This window comes from Methylobacillus caricis (assembly GCF_020532705.1).
Lineage (GTDB): Bacteria > Pseudomonadota > Gammaproteobacteria > Burkholderiales > Methylophilaceae > Methylobacillus > Methylobacillus caricis.
Map to the genome: position 1 here is coordinate 198,491 of NZ_JAJAVD010000004.1, position 19,859 is coordinate 218,349.

Annotated in this window: 20 protein-coding genes; 14 read left to right on the forward strand and 6 right to left on the reverse strand. The window is 49.4% G+C overall.

Annotated elements, in window-relative coordinates; translation table 11 throughout:
* Window positions 1–12 precede the first annotated feature (12 nt).
* Window positions 13–1,590 carry a hypothetical protein gene (locus tag LG200_RS11400; protein WP_226757749.1) on the forward strand — a complete coding sequence of 526 codons (1,578 nt, stop codon included), beginning with the start codon at window positions 13–15 and terminating at the stop codon, window positions 1,588–1,590.
* A 33-nt stretch (window positions 1,591–1,623) separates the two neighbouring features.
* Here LG200_RS11400 and LG200_RS11405 read toward each other — a convergent pair whose 3' ends face one another.
* Window positions 1,624–2,886, reverse strand: a complete 1,263-nt coding sequence (locus LG200_RS11405) for a sensor domain-containing phosphodiesterase (protein WP_226757750.1) — start codon at window positions 2,884–2,886, stop codon at window positions 1,624–1,626.
* A 217-nt stretch (window positions 2,887–3,103) separates the two neighbouring features.
* Here LG200_RS11405 and trxA point away from each other — a divergent pair, with 217 nt between their 5' ends.
* From trxA to LG200_RS11425, 4 genes are all read left to right on the forward strand, one after another.
* Window positions 3,104–3,430, forward strand: a complete 327-nt coding sequence (trxA, locus tag LG200_RS11410; RefSeq protein ID WP_226757751.1) for a thioredoxin TrxA — start codon at window positions 3,104–3,106, stop codon at window positions 3,428–3,430.
* A 131-nt stretch (window positions 3,431–3,561) separates the two neighbouring features.
* The gene (rho, locus tag LG200_RS11415) at window positions 3,562–4,821 is read left to right on the forward strand and encodes a transcription termination factor Rho (protein WP_226757752.1); all 1,260 of its coding nucleotides are present in this window, start codon (window positions 3,562–3,564) and stop codon (window positions 4,819–4,821) included.
* A gap of 121 nt (window positions 4,822–4,942) precedes the next feature.
* A complete protein-coding gene (locus LG200_RS11420) occupies window positions 4,943–5,185 on the forward strand; it encodes a type B 50S ribosomal protein L31 (RefSeq protein ID WP_226757753.1) in 243 nt (80 codons plus the stop codon).
* A gap of 128 nt (window positions 5,186–5,313) precedes the next feature.
* Window positions 5,314–6,987, forward strand: a complete 1,674-nt coding sequence (locus tag LG200_RS11425) for an ArnT family glycosyltransferase (protein WP_226757754.1) — start codon at window positions 5,314–5,316, stop codon at window positions 6,985–6,987.
* Here LG200_RS11425 and LG200_RS11430 read toward each other — a convergent pair.
* The gene (locus LG200_RS11430; RefSeq protein WP_226757755.1) at window positions 6,984–7,331 is read right to left on the reverse strand and encodes a winged helix-turn-helix domain-containing protein; all 348 of its coding nucleotides are present in this window, start codon (window positions 7,329–7,331) and stop codon (window positions 6,984–6,986) included. The two genes, LG200_RS11425 and LG200_RS11430, sit on opposite strands and share 4 nt — an antisense overlap.
* Window positions 7,332–7,444: 113 nt before the next feature.
* Between LG200_RS11430 and moaA the strand changes: the two genes are divergently transcribed.
* The 4 genes from moaA (at window position 7,445) to moeA (ending at window position 10,927) form a co-directional block, all read left to right on the forward strand.
* Window positions 7,445–8,452: a GTP 3',8-cyclase MoaA gene (moaA, locus tag LG200_RS11435; protein ID WP_226757756.1), complete on the forward strand. Its 1,008-nt coding sequence runs from the start codon at window positions 7,445–7,447 to the stop codon at window positions 8,450–8,452.
* A gap of 98 nt (window positions 8,453–8,550) precedes the next feature.
* A complete protein-coding gene (gene mobA / locus LG200_RS11440; protein WP_226757757.1) occupies window positions 8,551–9,129 on the forward strand; it encodes a molybdenum cofactor guanylyltransferase MobA in 579 nt (192 codons plus the stop codon).
* Window positions 9,108–9,671 (forward strand): molybdopterin-guanine dinucleotide biosynthesis protein B, encoded by a 564-nt coding sequence (mobB, locus tag LG200_RS11445; protein ID WP_226757758.1) that lies wholly within the window; start codon window positions 9,108–9,110, stop codon window positions 9,669–9,671. The genes mobA and mobB overlap by 22 nt, the downstream gene beginning before the upstream one ends.
* Window positions 9,668–10,927 (forward strand): molybdopterin molybdotransferase MoeA, encoded by a 1,260-nt coding sequence (gene moeA / locus LG200_RS11450; RefSeq protein ID WP_226757759.1) that lies wholly within the window; start codon window positions 9,668–9,670, stop codon window positions 10,925–10,927. The genes mobB and moeA overlap by 4 nt, the downstream gene beginning before the upstream one ends.
* 51 nt (window positions 10,928–10,978) lie before the next feature.
* Here moeA and LG200_RS11455 read toward each other — a convergent pair whose 3' ends face one another.
* Entirely contained in the window at window positions 10,979–11,872 is an 894-nt protein-coding gene (locus tag LG200_RS11455) for a hypothetical protein (RefSeq protein ID WP_226757760.1), read from the reverse strand.
* A gap of 166 nt (window positions 11,873–12,038) precedes the next feature.
* Here LG200_RS11455 and LG200_RS11460 point away from each other — a divergent pair, with 166 nt between their 5' ends.
* The 4 genes from LG200_RS11460 (at window position 12,039) to LG200_RS11475 (ending at window position 16,990) form a co-directional block, all read left to right on the forward strand.
* A complete protein-coding gene (locus tag LG200_RS11460) occupies window positions 12,039–12,806 on the forward strand; it encodes a GntR family transcriptional regulator (protein ID WP_226757761.1) in 768 nt (255 codons plus the stop codon).
* A 23-nt stretch (window positions 12,807–12,829) separates the two neighbouring features.
* A complete protein-coding gene (locus tag LG200_RS11465) occupies window positions 12,830–13,837 on the forward strand; it encodes a ribokinase (RefSeq protein WP_226757762.1) in 1,008 nt (335 codons plus the stop codon).
* 107 nt (window positions 13,838–13,944) lie between these two features.
* Window positions 13,945–16,062, forward strand: coding sequence for a TonB-dependent receptor family protein (locus LG200_RS11470; RefSeq protein WP_226757763.1), 2,118 nt, complete (start codon window positions 13,945–13,947; stop codon window positions 16,060–16,062).
* A gap of 124 nt (window positions 16,063–16,186) precedes the next feature.
* Window positions 16,187–16,990 (forward strand): quinoprotein dehydrogenase-associated SoxYZ-like carrier, encoded by an 804-nt coding sequence (locus tag LG200_RS11475; RefSeq protein ID WP_226757764.1) that lies wholly within the window; start codon window positions 16,187–16,189, stop codon window positions 16,988–16,990.
* A gap of 66 nt (window positions 16,991–17,056) precedes the next feature.
* Here LG200_RS11475 and LG200_RS11480 read toward each other — a convergent pair whose 3' ends face one another.
* From LG200_RS11480 to LG200_RS11490, 3 genes are all read right to left on the reverse strand, one after another.
* Window positions 17,057–17,659, reverse strand: a complete 603-nt coding sequence (locus LG200_RS11480; protein WP_226757765.1) for a cytochrome b — start codon at window positions 17,657–17,659, stop codon at window positions 17,057–17,059.
* Window positions 17,660–17,743: 84 nt separating this feature from the next.
* Window positions 17,744–18,697 carry a beta-propeller fold lactonase family protein gene (locus LG200_RS11485; RefSeq protein WP_226757766.1) on the reverse strand — a complete coding sequence of 318 codons (954 nt, stop codon included), beginning with the start codon at window positions 18,695–18,697 and terminating at the stop codon, window positions 17,744–17,746.
* A gap of 126 nt (window positions 18,698–18,823) precedes the next feature.
* On the reverse strand, window positions 18,824–18,982 hold the full coding sequence (locus LG200_RS11490) for a hypothetical protein (RefSeq protein ID WP_226757767.1): 159 nt from the start codon (window positions 18,980–18,982) through the stop codon (window positions 18,824–18,826).
* Here LG200_RS11490 and LG200_RS11495 point away from each other — a divergent pair.
* Window positions 18,975–19,823, forward strand: a complete 849-nt coding sequence (locus tag LG200_RS11495) for a quinoprotein relay system zinc metallohydrolase 2 (RefSeq protein ID WP_264193896.1) — start codon at window positions 18,975–18,977, stop codon at window positions 19,821–19,823. The two genes, LG200_RS11490 and LG200_RS11495, sit on opposite strands and share 8 nt — an antisense overlap.
* The last annotated feature ends 36 nt before the right edge of the window (window positions 19,824–19,859 follow it).

The window sequence follows — 19,859 nt, forward strand, 5'->3', positions numbered from 1 at the left end:
GGGTAATTGGTAATGATCTTGAATCTGAACGTGCCTGCGCTGGTTGAAAAACCACTGATTATTGCAGAAACGCGACCACACAGAATCGCAAAGTTTCTCAACTCGCTGCCCGTCACCAATGCCCCCGAAACTGCACTGGCACTCCAGGAAGAGCTGGAGATACTCAATCGCCAGAAAATCTCCCCCGATGCTAGAAGTAAAGCATTGGAAACCTATCGCCCCATGGTGATAGAGATTACCGACAGCCTGACCACACATTTTTGCAACGCCGCCCTACCGCTTTCCGAGCAGGAAAAAAGTGATGCCGCACTCGCTTGTGCGTTGTGGATCGAATTGGGATATGGATACAAACTGGTGCTGCTGGACCAGGAGGCCAAGCTCTTCAAGTTTGGTCATAACAAGTTACTGGCCTTAAGCATCCAGCGTGCGATGGATGCAATTCGCCGATTAAATATCATTCATTATCAAACCTACCATTCTCCGAGTACCGGAATATGGACAGAATTACACCAGCTTTACCAGTTTGCAGTCTTGCGCTCGCTGCAAAACATTGAGACAGAGGACCAACCTATACTTCCAGGACCAGGCGACAGCACCATCAGCCATGTTTACAAACAAGCCCTGCTAATCAGCCTGATTGATCCTCAGCATTTATCAGCAAAAGACATCAAACAAGTCAACGATTATATTAAGCGCTTTGCAAGCCTGGCGCAGATACAGTCGCCAGGAACTTTTGACAGCTCGGTTGGCATTTTCCTGATTTCATCCAACCAGGATACCCCCCCAGTCGCTCATGGTAAAAGCAAGAAGAAAGTAGATCCTGACAATGACCTGTTGTTGATCACCACGGACCTGGCAAGACAGGTTCACAATCACATCAAGCTATTACAAGCTGGTCAGAATTTATTGAGTACAGGCCTGCCGGAACATGCCAATCAGCCAAGATATCAGGACTTGCTGGCATACTTGTTACGCCACTGGGGCGCCTCACCCAAACGGATATTCAACCGTACCGCAAAGAACGATGGGATAGAACTTCTGATCGGACTCAATTCCTTGCATTACGCCATCAGTGGAAAAGCATATCAAGCGCCAGGATCCGCTACCGCCATCCCATCTTCAGAAAAAGAATCTGCAACGATCACCACCTTAAAGCCGTCACGTTGGCAAGTGGTCAACATCAGTGCAGGTGGGATGGCTTTACGTAAACTGCCTGTCACCGATTGCCATATACATATAGGAGATCTGGTCGGGGTCAAGATCACGCCTTCCTCCCATTGGTCACTAGCCTCGCTCCGCTGGGCCAGCCATCATGACAACCACCAATTAGAGATTGGCATACAGATGATTTCGCCTGACGCAAAACCTGCCGGGGCAAGGATCGTAAACCAGGATGACTTCGTCCCTGTACTGCTGTTGCCAGAGATACCTGCCTTGAAGCAACACGCCTCTCTGATCGCTTCCCCTGGTACTTACAGTCCGGCCCGGCTCATGGACCTTGAGGAAAATGGCACAATACAGCGTATTATGGTGACGCGGTTAGTCGAGCGCAGCCATCACTTCGATAGATTTTATTTCAGCGTGCTTTAGCACCAAAACAGAAGGTATGGCAAAGTCATTGCACTATTTAGGTGCGATCATTTCCTCGCTCCACTGGATATCAAAACAAAGCACAGCAATTTTCCCATCCAATACAACCGCCATCGAAAGGGTAACGCACAACTGCCCGGTTGCAATGGAAAGATAAGGACGGGTCATCTGCAATGAACCCGGATTCTGCAACGCCCTGCGTAGATAAGGCCTGCGTAGCCAGATAGCCCCATCGCCTTCGGCCAATGGTTGATAGCGCTGACTGACTCTTAGGGCTGCCGTCTCGCCGGCCAACAGACTGGAACCCAATTGCACTCCCTGTTGATCGAGAATATAACAACGATCAGCCCTATTCAACGCAAGCAAAGCCTGGCATGCCATGTCAGGAGGATCACCAGCTTGCATTTGCCTGACAGCGGACTTAAATGCCTGTCCATAAAAATCAAGGCACTTTTGGCTTAATTCAAAGGATGATGACACTTGGTAGCGCCGAAACAGATCGTTTACTTTAATGGACTCATCTTCAATGCATAGCTGCGAATCCGGCATGCCAAAATAATTGCCCTGAACCAGATCAACATCTGTTTCCATGGCAATCATGGCTTCTTCCACAGTCTCTATGCCTTCAATCAAGACCAGGCTGCCAGCCTCGTGAATCAGCGAAACAATGCCGGGCAAGAGCCGCCTCACCATGGATTTTTGCATTGCCTGCACAATCATGGAGCGATCCAGCTTGACGATATCTGGTGCCAAACGCCAGATGCGCTCAAAATTAGACTGCCCGGCGCCAAAATCATCGATCGCTACCAGGCATCCCAATTCTTTATAAAAGCCGACAGATTCAGAAAGCTGCACCTCGTCATCTATCGCTCCCTCCATAATCTCCACCACCACTTGTTCTGGCAACACTCCGTGATATGCCAGCAATTCCTGGAAGAAGGAACCATAATATTTTCCCTGCACAATGACACGAGGGTCCACATTCAGGAACAGCCAGCTTGCCTCACCTTGTTTCATCCTGCAGTAATTATGCATATGCAAGGCTCTGGAAAGCCTGTCCAGATGCACAATGCCAGCTTCATCCAGCGCACGCGAAAATATTTGATAGGGTGGTATCTGAATATCGCCTTGCGATGCACGTAACAATCCCTCGTAACCGACAACACGACAATGGGAAAGACTATAAATCGGCTGAAAAGCACTTCTCAGTTCTACTTCCTGATAAGTAGCAAATACCTTTCCGCTAGCATCGGACTCTTCTGAAAAGAAAAATGCTTCTGATATCTTTGAGGTCATTGTCTCAACTTGCCCCTTTATAAATGTCGGCATTGCTTGCATGCTAATAGTTCTGACTTTACAAAATGCAAGCATCCCAGCAATATTTATGCCCGAATTGAATACTTCACTTGAAGGATTTTTTTCGCTACGATAGCGAGATTGCTTGAATTAACCGTTACGGCCTCACGACGACGACACATAATCCTAGCGAAACCATTAACAACTAGAGGTTCAAATGAGCGAACATATTACCCATATCAGTGACGACACTTTCGATCAGGAAGTTTTGCAATCCCAGGTACCCGTTCTGGTAGATTACTGGGCGGAATGGTGTGGTCCATGCAAAATGATCGCTCCTATCTTGGACGAAATTTCCAAGGAATACGCAGATCGCCTGAAAATCGCCAAGCTAAACATTGATGAGAACCAGAACACTCCTCCTAAATATGGCATTCGTGGCATTCCAACCCTCATGCTGTTCAAGAATGGAAATGTCGAAGCTACCAAAGTAGGAGCCTTGTCAAAGTCTCAGCTAACAGCCTTTATTGACAGCAATATTTAATAGCGCTACTCTAGCGTCAGGTTCCACTTTTAATTACTCATGTAATGCCTTTCGGGAACCTGACGTTTATCTCAAAATAATCCCCGTTAAGTTTTTCGCAGCTGTTCCAATTCCCAACGAGCCCTCCCAATATGCATTTATCCGACCTGAAACACCTACCTGTCACCGAATTAGTCGAAATGGCCATTGCCAATGAAATCGACGGCGCCAGTCGCATGCGAAAGCAAGATCTCATTTTCGCCATTTTGAAAAACAAGGCCAAGAAAGGCGACAGCATATTTGGTGACGGCACACTGGAGGTACTGCAAGACGGTTTTGGCTTTTTGCGTTCGCCAGATACATCTTATCTAGCGGGGCCAGATGACATCTATGTTTCGCCCTCGCAAATCCGGCGATTCAATCTGCATACTGGCGATACCATCCAGGGTGAAATCCGCACACCAAAAGACGGTGAACGTTATTTTGCATTGGTAAAGGTAGACAGCGTCAATGGTGAAGCTCCGGAAAACAGCAAGCATAAGATCCTGTTTGAAAACTTAACGCCGCTCTTCCCTACCAAGCCATTGATCCTGGAAAGAGACATCCGCAGCGAAGAGAACATTACCGGCCGCGTCATCGACATGATTGCTCCTATCGGCAAGGGCCAGCGCGGCTTACTGGTTGCACCACCAAAATCTGGCAAGACCGTGATGATGCAACACATTGCACACGCGATTACAGCCAATCACCCTGATGTCATCCTGATAGTCCTGATGATTGATGAGCGCCCGGAAGAGGTCACGGAAATGACTCGTTCAGTCAAGGGCGAGGTAGTAGCGTCCACCTTTGACGAACCTGCAACTCGCCACGTGCAAGTAGCAGAAATGGTGCTGGAAAAAGCCAAACGCCTGGTGGAACACAAAAAAGACGTGGTTATCCTGTTGGACTCCATCACCCGCCTTGCTCGTGCCTACAATACCGTTGTCCCAGCATCCGGCAAGGTATTGACTGGCGGCGTGGATGCCAACGCTTTGCAGCGCCCGAAGCGCTTCTTCGGGGCAGCCCGCAATATCGAAGAAGGTGGATCGCTCACCATCATTGGTACCGCACTGGTGGATACCGGCTCTCGCATGGATGACGTCATCTACGAAGAATTCAAGGGCACAGGCAATTCCGAATTACACCTGGACCGCCGCATGGCAGAAAAGCGCATATACCCTGCGATCAACGTCAACAAGTCTGGCACCCGCCGCGAAGAACTGCTGATTGAGAAAGACGTACTGCAGAAAATCTGGGTGCTGCGCAAACTGCTGTATCCGATGGATGACTTGGAAGCGATGGAATTCCTGTTGGACAAGCTCAAGGCCACCAAAAACAACGGCGACTTCTTTGACTCTATGCGCAGAGGCTAGAGAAAGAAACAGTAAGCTTTTGTTGCAAAATCCTGGCGGGATTACTATAATTCCGCTTTTCCGCTTTAGGTGGAAACCCCATTTATCCGCCGCACAAACCGGCAACACAGAGGTAAACATTATGAAACCCGGCATTCACCCAGAATATCGTGAAGTTGTATTCCAGGACATCGGCGCTGATTTCAGCTTCCTGACACGCTCCACTATTGCAGCCAGAGACACCATCAAGTGGACTGACGGCAAAGAATACCCATTGATCAAGATTGAAGTTTCATCTCAATCTCATCCTTTCTATACAGGCAAGCAGAAGATTCTTGACACTGCCGGTCGTGTTGAGAAGTTCCGCCAAAAATACGGCATGTAATCCCAGAATTACATGTTTTGGTAAAAAGGGCAGCCTTGGCTGCCTTTTTTGTTTTCCTTCGCTGGAACGACGATTAAAATACCCGGTATTGGCAATGGCAGCCCTCATTACAAGAAAAAAGGATATTCATGGCATTCGAGCTTGAGCATGACTGGCAGGCGCACTTGGCAACACCACGCGCTCGCGTGGGCGAGCGTGCCAAGACGCACCTGCTGATCCTGCTCTGCATCGCCTGGATTTTTCTTGGCTTGGTCGGCCACGAACCATGGAAACCTGATGAAGCCCAAACCATCAGCATAATCAAGGCCATGATGCATGGAGATCAGTTGCTCAGCCCACTCGCTGCGGGGCAGACAAGCATTGAATATCCACCGCTGTACTACTGGAGTGCCGCAGCATCTGCCAAACTGTTTTCTGGTTGGCTACCCATGCATGATGCAGCCCGCCTGGTTAATGGCCTCTGGATGTCCGTTACCCTGCTCATGATCGGCATGCTGGGACGGGAAGTGTGGGGAACCGGCATCGGACGGCAAATCACCTTCATATTTATCGCATCGCTTGGACTGGTCGCAGCAGCACACTTATTGATGCCGCAAGTGGCAGCCCTGACCGGCCTGTCTATGGGTTTGTATGCCCTGGCCTTGGCCAAGCGCCGCCCTTTTCGCGCCTCGGCCCTGCTAGGTTTGGGCCTGGGCATCAGCTTTCTGTCCACGGGTCCGGCTACTGCCTTGATTCTTTTAGGCACAATGCTGTTATTACCTGCATTGTTCGTCCAATGGCGCAGCAGGAGCTTTCTTACCGTGAGCGCACTGAGCCTTTTGATGGCCAGCCCCTGGCTGGCTGCATGGCCCCTGCTGCTAAACTCATCAAATCCTGAACAGCTTGCACATTGGTGGAAAGAGGCTATCACAGGGTCTGCCACCATCAATCATTTGTACTTTAGTCGGACACTTGCATGGTTTTCCTGGCCAGCATTGCCTATTGCTGCCTGGGGAGTCTGGCGCTATCGCACTACGCTATTCATCAAACCCAAGCTGCAGCTGATGCTGGTATTTTTCGCCATCAGCCTGCTGGTGATAGGATTTGCTTTTGATCGCCGTGAGATCCACGCCTTGCCCTTGCTGTTGCCATTGGCTGCCCTGGCTGGCGGCAGTGTAGAAACACTGAAACGTGGTGCGTCCGGCGCGCTGGACTGGTTTGGCATGCTGCTGTTCGGCATCATCGGCTTTCTCACATGGCTGGGCTGGTTTGCCATGACAACAGGTACGCCAGCAAAAATCGCTGAACGCATGCATTATCTTGCGGCCACACAAGAAGCTCACATCAACCTGCTGGGCTTAGTTGCAGCCATCACGGTGACCATTATCTGGTTGTTCATCATTGCCAATAGCAAACGTTCCAACAGGGGCGCTGTGACAAACTGGGCGGTCGGCATGACCATGGCCTGGGGTTTGCTCATGACCCTGTGGCTGCCCTGGATTGATAATGCACGCAGTTACAAGCACGTCATGATGCAGTTGAGTTCCGCCATGCCTGCAGAACGTTCATGTATCAACAGCTATGGCGTGGGTATGGCGCAAACTGCATTGCTTGATTATTACGACGGCCTACGCCTGCAGCCTCAAAGTACTCTGAACCAGAGCAATCCGGGATGTGATTTTTACCTGATCCAGGACGAAGGCAGCCGCTCGTCACTGGCACCGGTAGGAGGGTGGGAATTGCTGTGGGAAGGCAACCGCATCATGGACAGGCGAGAAAAATTCAGGATATTCCAGCGCACATCCAGTTCCGAAGGCAACTAGACTGGCAAGAGTAGCTCAGCCAAAGCGTCAGCATCGGCAGCGATGCTTTTATTTGCCTTGGCTTCCATCTCCCGATAGCGCAACAAAACATCCCTGCCAAACTCGGTAACTTGAGCACCACCACCATGACTACCACCTGTCGCAGTTGCTACCAGTGGCTGACGGAAACTCTTATTCATGGCATCCACCAGATCCCAGGCACGCTTGTAAGACATCCCCATGGCACGTGCCCCAGCCGAAATTGAACCATTACGGTCTATAGCTTCAAGTAGATCGGCCTTGCCTGGCCCTATGGCTACCAGATTCTGATGAGGAATACGAATTTTGATACTAATCGCGCTCATGAGGAATTTCCGTTCACTATCCGATGTCTTAACTTCAACATTGTTTATACACGCTGAAGCACTTACAATCCAGCATCTTAATGCATACTGCATAAGGCTATAACACCTACTTCATGTTAACTGACGCCCATCATCCTCAACTCATAGACCAGTTCGGCAGAGTGGTGGATTACATCCGCCTCTCTATCACTGATCGCTGCGACTTTCGTTGCATCTATTGCATGAGCGAGGACATGAGTTTTCTGCCCAGAGACGAAGTGCTGTCACTGGAAGAATGTTCACGCCTGGTTAAAGCTTTTGTTTCACTTGGAGTCAGCAAGGTCAGAATTACCGGTGGCGAGCCTTTGGTACGAAAAAACGTATTATCCCTGCTTGAAGATATAAGCAATCTGCCGGGACTCAAAGAATTGGTCATGACAACCAATGGCTCCCAGCTGGAACACTTTGCAGAACCACTGAAAAAAGCTGGTGTGCGCCGATTGAATATCAGCCTGGACAGTCTTGATGCCGAGCGCTTCCGGAAAATTACGCGGGTAGGCGACCTAGGCAAAGTGCTACGTGGGCTTGCCGCTGCAAAACAGGCCGGATTCGAGCGCATCAGGCTCAACACTGTCCTGATGCGTGGCGTCAATGATGATGAAGCATTGTCCATGCTCCGGTTTGCCATTGATCAAGGCATTGATATCTCCTACATTGAAGAAATGCCATTAGGGGAAGTAGACCACAGCCGTGGATCAACCTATGTCAGCAATGAAACCACACTAAAACTGCTGGGAAAGCATTACCAGCTTATCAGCAGCATGGAGTCCAGCGGCGGTCCGGCCCGCTACTGGCGCGTACCCCACACCCAGACCCGAGTCGGGTTTATATCTCCACATAGCCACAACTTCTGCGAATCATGTAACCGGGTACGTATCACCTGCAAGGGCGAACTGTTTTTGTGCCTAGGCCAGGAAGACAAAATTGATCTCATGCCGCTCTTACGCAACCACCCAAATGATGACCAGCCTTTGATCAATGCCATCCTTGGTTCCATGCGGACCAAGCCCAAAGGCCATGACTTCGACTTGCGCCGCAATGCGCCGGCCGTGATCAGATTCATGTCGCAAACTGGTGGCTGATGCTGTAATTGTATTGAAAATAAAGTAAAATTCCCTTTATCTTGGCGAGGATAGTACTGCTACTGATGGTGGCAAATCATATCTGAAATGAAAAACTCATGAGTATCACAGGAATTGTATTGGCCGGAGGCAAAGGACGCCGTATGGGAGGCGCCGACAAAGGACTTGTCGACTTCCTGGGCCACCCCATGATCGGGCATGTCATCAACCGTATTGCCCCGCAGGTTGACGAGGTCCTGGTCAACGCCAACCGCGAAATCGAGCGTTATAAAACATTCGGGCATCGCGTCATTCAGGATGAGATCGCCGATTTTGCCGGCCCTCTGGCAGGATTGCACAAAGGCATGCTTGAGGCCAAGCATCCGTATATCCTGACCGTGCCTTGCGATTCCCCTTTATTGCCTGCCAACCTTGCCATGCGCCTGATGAATGGCCTGATTGAGCGCGATGCCGATATCGCCGTCGCCAGGACCGGCATGCAGACTCATCCGGTGTTCTGCCTGTGCCGCCGCTCATTGCTTCCTGGCCTTCAAGCCTTTCTGGATAAAGGTGAGCGAAAAATGGCGGATTGGATCAGCACCCTGGACAGCATAGACATTTCCTTCACGGACCACTCACAGGCCTTCACCAACATAAACACGCTAGAAGAGTTACGGTGGCTGGAACAAGCAGCTTAGACGCCTACCAATTTCCCAAACCGCTACTCGGATTTTGCGCATACGGTAGCGGTGCAGGCAAAACAACCTTGCTCACCAGCCTGATCCCTGTCCTGATTGGGCGAGGCATCAGGCTATCCATCATCAAGCATGCGCACCACAAATTTGATATTGACCAGCCCGGCAAGGATAGCTATCGCCTGCGCGAGGCAGGAGCAGTACAAACCCTGGTGGCATCCAATATCCGTTGGGCCTTGATGACGGAACGCCACCGCATTGCAGATAAAAAAAATAGCGAAGTAGGACTGGCAGAACTGCTGCCTGAAATTGATAGCGATATGGTCGATCTGGTGCTGATTGAGGGCTTTAAGCAGGCTAAGATTGACAAGATTGAAATCTACCGCCCCAGCCTTGAGTATCCATTATTGGCTTCGGATGACAAGAGCATCATCGCAATTGCTACTGATGCGCCTTTGGCTCACCACCTGCCCACACTGAATTTGAACAACCCGGAAAACATTGCCGACTTTGTCATGCAATGGATGAAAGTATCAACCCAATGAGTAAGAAATCTCTGTCTGAAATCAGTTGCCAAGATGATTATGATCCTAATTCCATGCCCGTCAGCCAGGCCCGGGATTTCATTCGGGATTATCTGACACCGATTACTGAAACCGAGACCCTGCCACTCAAGCTGGTGCTTGGCCGCATACTGGCGGGTGACATTGTATCTCCCTGCAATGTGCCCAATCACAACAATTCCGCAATGGATGGTTATGCTTTTCATAGCCATGATGCAGCAGCCAATTCACTAGAAATAATAGGCACTGCCTTCGCAGGCAAGCCATTTGACGGTGTAGTCAAAACTGGGGAATGTGTACGCATCATGACCGGCGCAGTCATTCCGTCCGGGACAGATACGGTAGTGATGCAAGAGCGCGTGCTCACAGAAAACAATCGCATATCCATGACAGAGGTACCAAAACCAGGTGCCAACGTTCGGCTTGCGGGAGAAGACTTGAAGCAGGGTGAAACTGTATTGCCTCAAGGTCGCAGCCTCCGCCCATCCGATATCGGCCTGATTGCATCATTGGGCATAGGGGAAGTCACCGTTTATCGCAAACTGCGGGTTGCTTTCTTTTCTACCGGAGATGAACTGATCAGCATCGGACAACCCTTGCAGGAGGGACAGGTCTACGACAGCAACCGCTATACCCTGCATAGCATGCTGAGCAAGGTAAATCTCGACATCCTTGACATGGGCGTGGTACCGGATGATCCGCAACGCCTGGAGCAAGCACTGATAGATGCCTCGCGGCAGGCAGATGTCGTGATTACCAGTGGTGGGGTTTCAGTAGGCGAAGCAGATTTCATGAAGTTGCTGCTCGAGAAACTGGGCCAGGTGGTTTTCTGGAAAATTGCCATGAAACCAGGCCGGCCACTGGCATATGGCAAGGTAGGAAATGCCCATTATTTTGGCCTGCCAGGCAATCCAGTCTCTGTGATGGTCACGTTTTACCAGTTTGTGCGCGACGCCCTGCTTTACATTATGGGCCAGCAAAACCTGCAACCTCAACCTTTACTCCAGGTAATCTGCACTGAAGACATTCGCAAGCTTCCTGGCCGTACAGAATTTCAACGCGGCATCCTTTATACCGATGAAAAAGGTACATGGCGGGTCAGGCCAACAGGCAACCAGGGTTCAGGTATATTGCGCTCCATGTCAGAAGCCAACTGCTTTATCGTATTGGATGATGACACAGGTAATCTGCCGGCAGGCACCAAAGTACAGGTACAGGTTATGGAAGGCATTTTGTAAGCAACTGCACTAATGTAAGTGTAAGCGCAGTTGCTTATCAGGGCCTTGCTCTTACTTTAGTTTTTCGAGGTATTTGGTTAAATCCACCTTTGTCCCTTTTGTAAGATCTATCTTGTCTGTTGAGATCAACAAATTGTATTGAACCCATGCGCCCTTGGCTCTGGTCCAGTAGATCACACCTCCCTGAAACCTGCTCTGTCGGCCGCTGCCCTTGCGTGGTTCTTCATCCGAGACTGGATAGCCCAACTTGCCGCGCTCCCATCCAAGCGTCGCCCACTGATTACGAATAGAGCCCGTTACTGACCATGCTCCCGTCTTGGAAGTCCAGTAGATTGATCCTCCCTCAAAATGGTTATAGCGTCCAACACCGTCTGGAGTGCTTCGCTCGTCAGTAAGTGGTCTACCAAGGAAACCATTGACGCCTCCCAATGCTGCATATTTAGCACCAATTGCACCTGAAACAATGAACTCGCGACGAACGCACTCTACAATATGGTTGAAATTCATCTGGATCACGGAGGGAAATGCTGCCCGTCCGCCATGCTCACCCAACCCGCCGATGAAATTGGATACGCTGTTCAATATCTTGCTCGCCACATTGGCAATTGCACCATACTCCTGCCCGAATATGCTGGCAGCCTCTGTGACCAAGCCCGTATCAAACTGAGGATTGCCCTGGATTTGTACTCGCGTCTGCCACTGAATCAAGGTGCCCTGATTATCAAAATACATATCAAGCTGGCAATGATCGTCCTTGGCTGCCCCTCTAATATGATCAAGTTTGGTAAATAACTGTAGCCCCCCGCCCAACGGAGAAGAAACCGTCGGCTTGTAAGTACGATAATTACTGCCTGCAGCTTTATATTCTGCTGCCGTGCGATTCTTATAGCGCCAGCCGCCCAACCTGCCTCCAAGTTCGTTTAAGTCCAAAGTTATTGTTGCCATCAGATGCCTTCCGGGGGTAATTAAGGGAAATCAAATAATAGTATAATTATAATTATTTGAATATATCTAAAATTGATTCTCTCCCAACCCCAGGATTCCTGTTGTTGCTTCCAGCCCTGGACGTTAATATGCTGCTGGACATTCCATACAAGCCTCTTAATCTCCATTGAAGAACATCAAAGACAAATGCAACTGTATCGCCAGCTTGGTCACTCTGGACAAAAGCGCGACAGAACCTCTATATGCCCAGCTTTACAAGCAGCTTGAAGCTTTGATCCTGAAACAGGAGCTGAAACCCGGCACGCAGCTACCCACTGAAACTGCTTTTGCAGAAGCACTGCAAGTCAGCAAGATCACTATCAAGCGCAGTTACATGGAGCTACGCAACCGCAAGCTCATCACCAGCAACCGTAAAGGCGGCACCAGCGTACTCACCCCGGGACGGCTGGATACCCATATGTTCAAACTGCGTGGGTTCACTCAGGAAATGCAGGAACTGGGCATAACACCCTCCTCAAAAATTCTGGAACAGACGGTGATTCAGGATAGAGGCATGGCATCCATGTTTGGCTTGAACTCGAATGCGCCCTTGCTCAAAATAGAGCGCATACGCTATGGCGATGAAAAACCGCTCTCGCATGAAGTCGCGTGGTACAACCTGCATCATTTACCCGAGCTAAAATCCACTGATTTGACTGGATCGATTTACCAGGTGATCAACCAGCACTGCAACCATTCGCTGGACTGGTGTGAGCAAACGGTGGAAGCTGTCTTATCCAACAATATCGAGAATCAGGCTTTCGGCTTTACGTCGCCGCAACCATGCCTGTTGATCAAGCGGCGCAGTTATTCGCACGATGGTATCCTGCTGGAGTATGTTGAAGGCACTTTCCGCGGGGATGCCTATGCCTACCGAGTCAAAATGAAGGGCTGACGCTCAACTGGAACAAGGTACCCATGCTGGCAAGCTTTATTGAACAACGCTCACAGAATCCCCGAAAACCACCATCGGCCTTTGTATTGGCCAGCCTGATGGTTGCTCATGTCTTCTTTGTCAGGCGCTTCCCATCCGCAGGCGAATCAGTGAAAGCCGAGAGGTTTTACTGCGAAATCGGCGGTAAGGGACTGAATGTACTGGTAGGACTTCATAAGCTTGGCACCCCTGTCGATGGCATCATTCCTGTAGGCAACAATCCTGCCGCCCAATTGCAATATCTCGAGACATTGCAAAAATGGGAATTACATACCCCGGAACTACTCAAACTGGGAGAACACAACGGCACTGGGGTAGCGCTCATCAACGATACAGGGCAAAACGAGATCACGCTTTACCCAGGTGCGAATGCCCTGCTGGATCCCTCCCATATTAGAGCGCACGCATCCCGCATCACACAGGCAGATATTGTCTATGCATCATTTGAAACCCCTGCACCCGCTATTACGGAAACCTTTCTTCAGGCAAAGCATGCAGGCCGCCTGACGATCTTGAATCCCTCTCCTTTTCACTCAATTTCACCTGTGTTATTAGCATCCACAGACGTGCTCATTATGAATCAGACCGAAGCCGCCGAGTTTTTCCACGTAGATGCCAACACATTCCATCATACGGAAAGCGCCCGGCTTTTCCTCAACCGTATCTCATTCAATCAGCTACATCCAGGCAAAAGCCTTGTCCTTACCTTAAGCAGCGAAGGAGCAATCACCATACTGGAAAACGGCCAATTTACGGCACATCCGGCTTTCAGGACCGAGGCCATAGATAGCATTGGTGCTGGCGATGCCTTTGCCAGTGCTTTTCTGCATATGCTGCTTTCAGGGCAATCCATTGAGAAATCCATGCAGGCGGGCTGTGCCAGTGCCAGCATAGTGATAGGTACCAGCGGGCTGCTGCATCATCTTCCCACTAATATGATATTGAATTCATTTATAGAGAACCACCCACCTATTTCTCCCGGAACTCAATAAAATCGCACTTCCCTCCGTAAATTAATGATTATCTTGATGGTCAAAAATAAGTCTTTCCCATAAGCTCGCATCATTAAAATTTAATTGCAGCATTCGGGGGAGACACCATGCACAAAAAATCATATTCACTAAAACTCATTCCACTTGCTATATTGAGTGTATGGGGAACATCTGCTCCTGTCATGGCAGAAGATACAGACGAGAGCAAGGAATCCTTGCAGGTAATCTCTCCAGTTGTGGTGACAGCCACACGGGCAGCCCAAAGAAGCTTTGACCTGCCAGTAGCGATTGATGTTGTCACCAAAGACCAAATTCAAGACGGTCAGGCGCAAATGACCCTGTCGGAAAGCCTGATCCGCGTCCCTGGCATTACTGCACAGAACCGTACTCAAATGTCACAAGACCCGCAAATTTCCACACGCGGCTTTGGTGCGCGCTCTGCCTTCGGAGTACGCGGTGTACGTGTGTATGTGGATGGCATTCCTCTAACCTATCCTGATGGCAGTGGGCAACCTGGAAGTGTCGACCTTGGTACTATGCAAGGCATAGAAGTCATGCGGGGTCCGTTCTCCGCACTTTACGGAAACTCCTCAGGGGGCGTATTGCAACTGCTAACAGAAAACGCGCCAGCAGGTCATGAGTTATCTGCAGGCATATTATTCGGCAGCTATGACACTCGTCGCGAGAATGCACGGGCCGCAGGCACTGCAGATGGACTGGAATACCTCATTAACTATAGCAATTACTCATCCGACGGCTACCGCGACCATAGCAGCAACAAGAAGGAGCAAGGTACTGCCAAGTTCCGTTTCAACCTGAACGCGGATACCAAGCTCACTACTTTGATCAACTGGTTTGACCAGGAGGCGGATGATCCGCTTGGGCTGAACCGTAATGAAGTTCGCACAAACCGTAAACAGGCGGCGCCAAGCGCATTACGTGCTGATACCCGTGTTTCCCGTAGCCAAACCCAAGTGGGATTCAATCTTGAACATAAGATTAATGAGAGCAACTCGATCAATCTGATCACCTATGTAGGCAATCGCAAAAACGAACAATATCTCTCGATCAATCAACTAACTGCAGTGGGCCGTGCCAGCTCGATAGATCGTGAATTCTGGGGTACAGACCTGCGCTGGAACAACAAAGGCGAGTTGCTCAACCGGCCTTATACCATAAGCCTGGGCCTGACTTATGGGAAAATGAAAGATGACCGTCTGGATATTAATGCAAACAATGGCGTAAAAACCGGTGTCTTGAACCGCGACGAAGAAAACATCGCCACCAACTCCGACAAGTACATTCAAGCCCAGTGGTCCGTGCTTGACAATCTCGACCTGCACTTGGGCGCTCGCCGCACCAAAGTCACATTGGAAGTCGATGACAACCTATTGACGGTGGGTGGAGATAACAGTGGCCGGGTTTCCTACGAAAAAACCACTCCTGTATTTGGCGCAGTCTGGAAAGTCACGCCAAGTTGGAACTTCTATGCCAATTACGGCAAAGGATTTGAAACTCCAACCTTCATTGAGGCCGCTTACGCAACTGCCGTATCTACCAGCGGCCCTAATCTTGGCTTGAAACCCAGTGAAAGCCGTAATTTTGAGGTTGGCACAAAAGCATTCATTGGCAATAACACCATTGCCAACCTAACTTTATTCAATATCAGGACTGAAGACGAAATCTTGGTGCAGGAAAATAATCTAGGTACCGTCAGCTATATGAATGCAAGCAAAACTAAGCGTAATGGAGCAGAGTTTTCAGTAGAGTCCAAATTCAACAATAACATCTCATTGTTTGGCTCTTATACATTGCTTAACGCAAAATTTGATGAGGCCTACACCTATGTTGTGAATGGAACTCCAAATTTTGTCGCGTCCGGTAACTACATACCAGGTACATATCGTACCCAGATTTATGGTGAGGTTGCTTGGAAGCATCAGGCCAGCGGATTTAATACCGCCTTTGAAGCCCGTCACAACAGCAAAGTTTATACCGATGACCAGAATACAGAGTCTGCTGGTTCGTACACGATTTTCAACATTCGCGCTGGTTTCCAGCAAAAACTTCAAAACTGGCGCTTCAGTGAATACGTACGTGTAGAAAATATATTCGACAAGGACTATATCGGTTCCATCCGTGTCAATGATGGCAACTCACGTTTTTATGAGCCAGCAGCTGGCCGCAACTGGCTAATGGGCCTCAACGCCACCTATATGTTCTGAGCTTCCTCCTCCCTCATCCGGGGTTTACTGCACAGCTGTTATTACTGTGCAGTAAACCCCGTCTTTGTTGTATGCTTGGCAAAATAATAAAAACATACTGGGTGGTATATGGAGATGAGAGATCATGACAACCGCATTCAATCGCCGCATTATCATTGCACTGACAACCATCACTATTGCAGGTACAGGCAATACTGTATGGGCTGAGGCCTCAACCGAAATCTGGCCGGTCATGAAAGAAGGCTTTTTTCCCAAACGGACTATAGAGGAAGCTGACTTTATCAAGCTTTCTGGCCCCAAGCGTGCTGAAAGCGGTGCCCAAGTACCCATCACATTGACAATAGACAAGCCACAGAATGCTCCCGATGCCATCAAGTCGGTCTATATCATCGTTGATGCAAATCCCATCCCGCTGGCAGCCACCTATCACCTTTCGGAACAGTTAGGAAAATTGCAGCTTTCTACACGTATTCGCCTGGAAACTGATTCATACATCCATGCTGTTGGCGAAACAGCAGATGGCAAACTCTATATGACCGCCATTCCCATTCGCGCCTCCGGTGGCTGTGGTGGCGTTGTTGATGGCGATGACAAGGCGGTGCTGGCCGCTGCCGGCAAGATTAAGATGAACGTCGAAACGCCAGTGACATTCGCGCAGCCAACCACCGCCACATTTATCATCAAGCACCCGATGTTTACCGGACTGCAACGGGATCTGGTATCACAAGGTTTTCGTCCGGCTTTTTATATCCAGAAAGCCAGCTTCACCTATGATGGCAAGCCGGTACTGGATGTCGACTTTGGCGTAGGCACCAGTGAGGACCCTTATCTGCGGTTTGATTTTGTACCGCCAGCAGCCGGTACGCTTGAGGTCAAAGCCAGTGACAATGAAGAAGGGAAATTTGCGTACGCTGTCACAGTGGAATGACCAACACCAGCAATAAAAAAGGACGCCACAGCCGCGTCCTTTTTTATTTAAACCATACAGTTATCGTCATTTAAAAAATGACATGCGCTTCATCGTATCGTCCCGGTCAATCCATCTGTGCTTGAGGGCAGCAGCAATATGCAGAGTGATCAGCAAGAACAGTATCGTTGCAGTGAGCTCATGCGCGGATACAAAAAAATCTCGCAAATCAGGCTCGTCCAACCCCGGCAATACGGGAATGGAAAACCAGCTCAGGCCATATTTACTGTAAAGCGTGGTCAACATCCCCGTCACGGGCATCAGTACCATGAGCAAATAAAGCAAGTGATGGGTGCCATGCGCTAATACTTTTTCCCAGCGCTTCAATGAGTCTTGTAAAGGAGGGGGTTGATGAGTCAATCGCCAGTAAACCCTCAAACCCACCAGGAAAAAAACCGTCAGCCCAACGGATTTATGCAGGTTGAAATAGAAGGTACGGGGGGATACAGCCTCTGACAAATGCAAGGTATAGAGCCCGAGATCAAACAGGTCAAAACTCATTACCTTTGGGCCGCCTTTAGGCAGTTCATTCATGTACCAGCCAAGACCGAACAGGACAAGAATGCCCAACCCCACCAACCAGTGCAGTGCAATGGCAACTTTGCCATATCGTAAAACCGCGTTATTCATTTCTTATCTCGCCAATAGAACATGCCGACTATGGCGTGGCTATCCTGCACATAACAACCACGCCCTGTCAGCATGATGGTCTACTTAGTGTACAAATACACCCCAGGGTGTGTCACCGACTGTGATTTCCTTGATGGCCTTGTCACTTTCTGTATCAATCACAGATACAGAATTGGACTTGCCATTGGCAACATACAATTTCTTGCCGTCTGGTGTGATATCCATGTTCCATGGACGCTTACCCACAGGAATAGTGGCAGTGACCTTGTTGGTCGCAGTGTCAATGACGGACAATGTGCCGTCACCGCCATTAGAGATATAGACCTTTTTGCCATTCGGCAGCACTTTAACGCCATTGGAACGCAGGCCTACAGTGATCGTCGCAACCACTTCATGCTTGCTAGTATCAAACACTGATACAGTGCCGGCAGCTTCATTAGCTACATAGGCCCTTGAGCTGTCTGGTAGGAAACCAATGCCGCGTGGACGCTCGCCCACTTCAACCAGTTTCACGGAAGTGCGTTTTGCTATATCCACCACGTCAACGTATTTGGCTTCTTCAGCGCTTACATACATCCATTTCCCATCAGGGCTGAACTCGGCATGCTCTGGGTTCTTACCCTGCATTTTGACTTTGTAGCTCACTTTATGCGTGGCGGTATCAATCACCGACACCGTGTTGTCTTCCTCATTGGCAGCAGAAATCCATTTGCCATCATGGGAAATACCTACGCCCTCAGGAGATTCATCCAGCTTGATTGTATCGGAAATGGATTTCTTGGCGAGATCAATGACCAGTAATGCATTCTGTTTCTGATCGCTGACAAACATATACTTGCCATCATTGGTAATTGCCGCGCCACGAGGCTTCTTGCCTGCCTTGAAACTTCCAACAACTTTGTCCGTTTGGGTATCGATAATGGATACCGTCCCCGATTTTTCATTGGTGGAATAAGCAAAAGGTGCTGCCAGCAGCGAACCTGAAAAAAATAAAGCAGCAGTCGCCGCCACGAGCTTTAACTCAATTTTGCATTGCATAACGTTCTCCATGTTCTTACAAACTCATTCTAGTCGTTTTTATAACGCATTGTTTCAGACGCCGTACGATTGCTCAAGTTCCATCTGATGTTTACAGAGTGGTATACAGACATTTAACATGTGCATTTACACTTGGACAAGCCACTTCCCAATGATACCCGTTTCGGCTGTTGATTTTTCACGCATGATACTGGGCACCTGTTTCAGAATAGTAACAGGGCTGGCAATAATAAATCTCGGATTCATCATATCTGCCCAGGCAATCGCAGCAGACTTGTTGATCAAAGAAGTGGCTCCTGGCATTTATGTGCATCAAGGCGCACATGAAGACCTGGATGAAGGTTACCACGGCGATATCAGCAATATCGGCTTTATCATAGGAAGCAAAGGAGTCGCCGTCATTGATACCGGTGGCAGCTATCTCGTTGGCAGTGCATTACGCCAAGCGATCGCTGCGGTCACGAAGCTGCCAGTGCTTTATGTCATCAACACGCACATCCATCCTGACCATATTTTTGGTAATGCGGCATTCCTCGCGGACAAACCAGCGTTCATTGGCCACAAGAAGCTCGCCAACGCCATGGAGCTACGCAAGGACGCCTATATACGGCAAGGCAACAATCTATTGCAGGAAGCATTTTCAGGCAGTGAAATCGTCAAACCGACAATGACTGTCGACAATACCCAGGCCATTGACCTGGGCGGAAGAAAGTTGCTACTCACGGCCTACTCCACCTCTCACACCAATACGGACCTCACTGTTTTCGATGAAAAAACCGGTACTCTCTGGACTGGCGATCTGCTTTTTATTGATCGCACCCCTTCTATTGATGGTGATATCAAAGGCTGGCTGGTGACCATAGGCACTCTCAAGCAGCTACAAGGTGTCAACATCGCAATCCCTGGGCACGGCCCTGTGACTACAGCATTCAGCACTGCGCTGGACAATGAATCCCGCTACCTGGAACTATTGCTTAATGATGTACGCACTTCTATCAAGAAAGGCAGGACCATGGAGCAGACCATGCAGTCTGCTGCAGAGCAGGAGCGGGACAAATGGGCGCTGTTTAATGCCGTTAACCGGCGTAATGTGAACCTGATCTATCCTGTTCTTGAATGGGAGTAGGCAGGAATATGGAAAATGTTTCCTAGTGCCTGGTCC

Bases quoted from the DNA above. Each gene is read 5' to 3' on its own strand.
- LG200_RS11400 (WP_226757749.1), top strand. From the start codon at position 13: ATGATCTTGAATCTGAACGTGCCTGCGCTGGTTGAAAAACCACTGATT.
- LG200_RS11405 (WP_226757750.1), bottom strand. From the start codon at position 2,886: ATGACCTCAAAGATATCAGAAGCATTTTTCTTTTCAGAAGAGTCCGAT.
- trxA (WP_226757751.1), top strand. From the start codon at position 3,104: ATGAGCGAACATATTACCCATATCAGTGACGACACTTTCGATCAGGAA.
- rho (WP_226757752.1), top strand. From the start codon at position 3,562: ATGCATTTATCCGACCTGAAACACCTACCTGTCACCGAATTAGTCGAA.
- LG200_RS11420 (WP_226757753.1), top strand. From the start codon at position 4,943: ATGAAACCCGGCATTCACCCAGAATATCGTGAAGTTGTATTCCAGGAC.
- LG200_RS11425 (WP_226757754.1), top strand. From the start codon at position 5,314: ATGGCATTCGAGCTTGAGCATGACTGGCAGGCGCACTTGGCAACACCA.
- LG200_RS11430 (WP_226757755.1), bottom strand. From the start codon at position 7,331: ATGAGCGCGATTAGTATCAAAATTCGTATTCCTCATCAGAATCTGGTA.
- moaA (WP_226757756.1), top strand. From the start codon at position 7,445: ATGTTAACTGACGCCCATCATCCTCAACTCATAGACCAGTTCGGCAGA.
- mobA (WP_226757757.1), top strand. From the start codon at position 8,551: ATGAGTATCACAGGAATTGTATTGGCCGGAGGCAAAGGACGCCGTATG.
- moeA (WP_226757759.1), top strand. From the start codon at position 9,668: ATGAGTAAGAAATCTCTGTCTGAAATCAGTTGCCAAGATGATTATGAT.
- LG200_RS11455 (WP_226757760.1), bottom strand. From the start codon at position 11,872: ATGGCAACAATAACTTTGGACTTAAACGAACTTGGAGGCAGGTTGGGC.
- LG200_RS11465 (WP_226757762.1), top strand. From the start codon at position 12,830: ATGCTGGCAAGCTTTATTGAACAACGCTCACAGAATCCCCGAAAACCA.
- LG200_RS11470 (WP_226757763.1), top strand. From the start codon at position 13,945: ATGCACAAAAAATCATATTCACTAAAACTCATTCCACTTGCTATATTG.
- LG200_RS11475 (WP_226757764.1), top strand. From the start codon at position 16,187: ATGACAACCGCATTCAATCGCCGCATTATCATTGCACTGACAACCATC.
- LG200_RS11480 (WP_226757765.1), bottom strand. From the start codon at position 17,659: ATGAATAACGCGGTTTTACGATATGGCAAAGTTGCCATTGCACTGCAC.
- LG200_RS11485 (WP_226757766.1), bottom strand. From the start codon at position 18,697: ATGCAATGCAAAATTGAGTTAAAGCTCGTGGCGGCGACTGCTGCTTTA.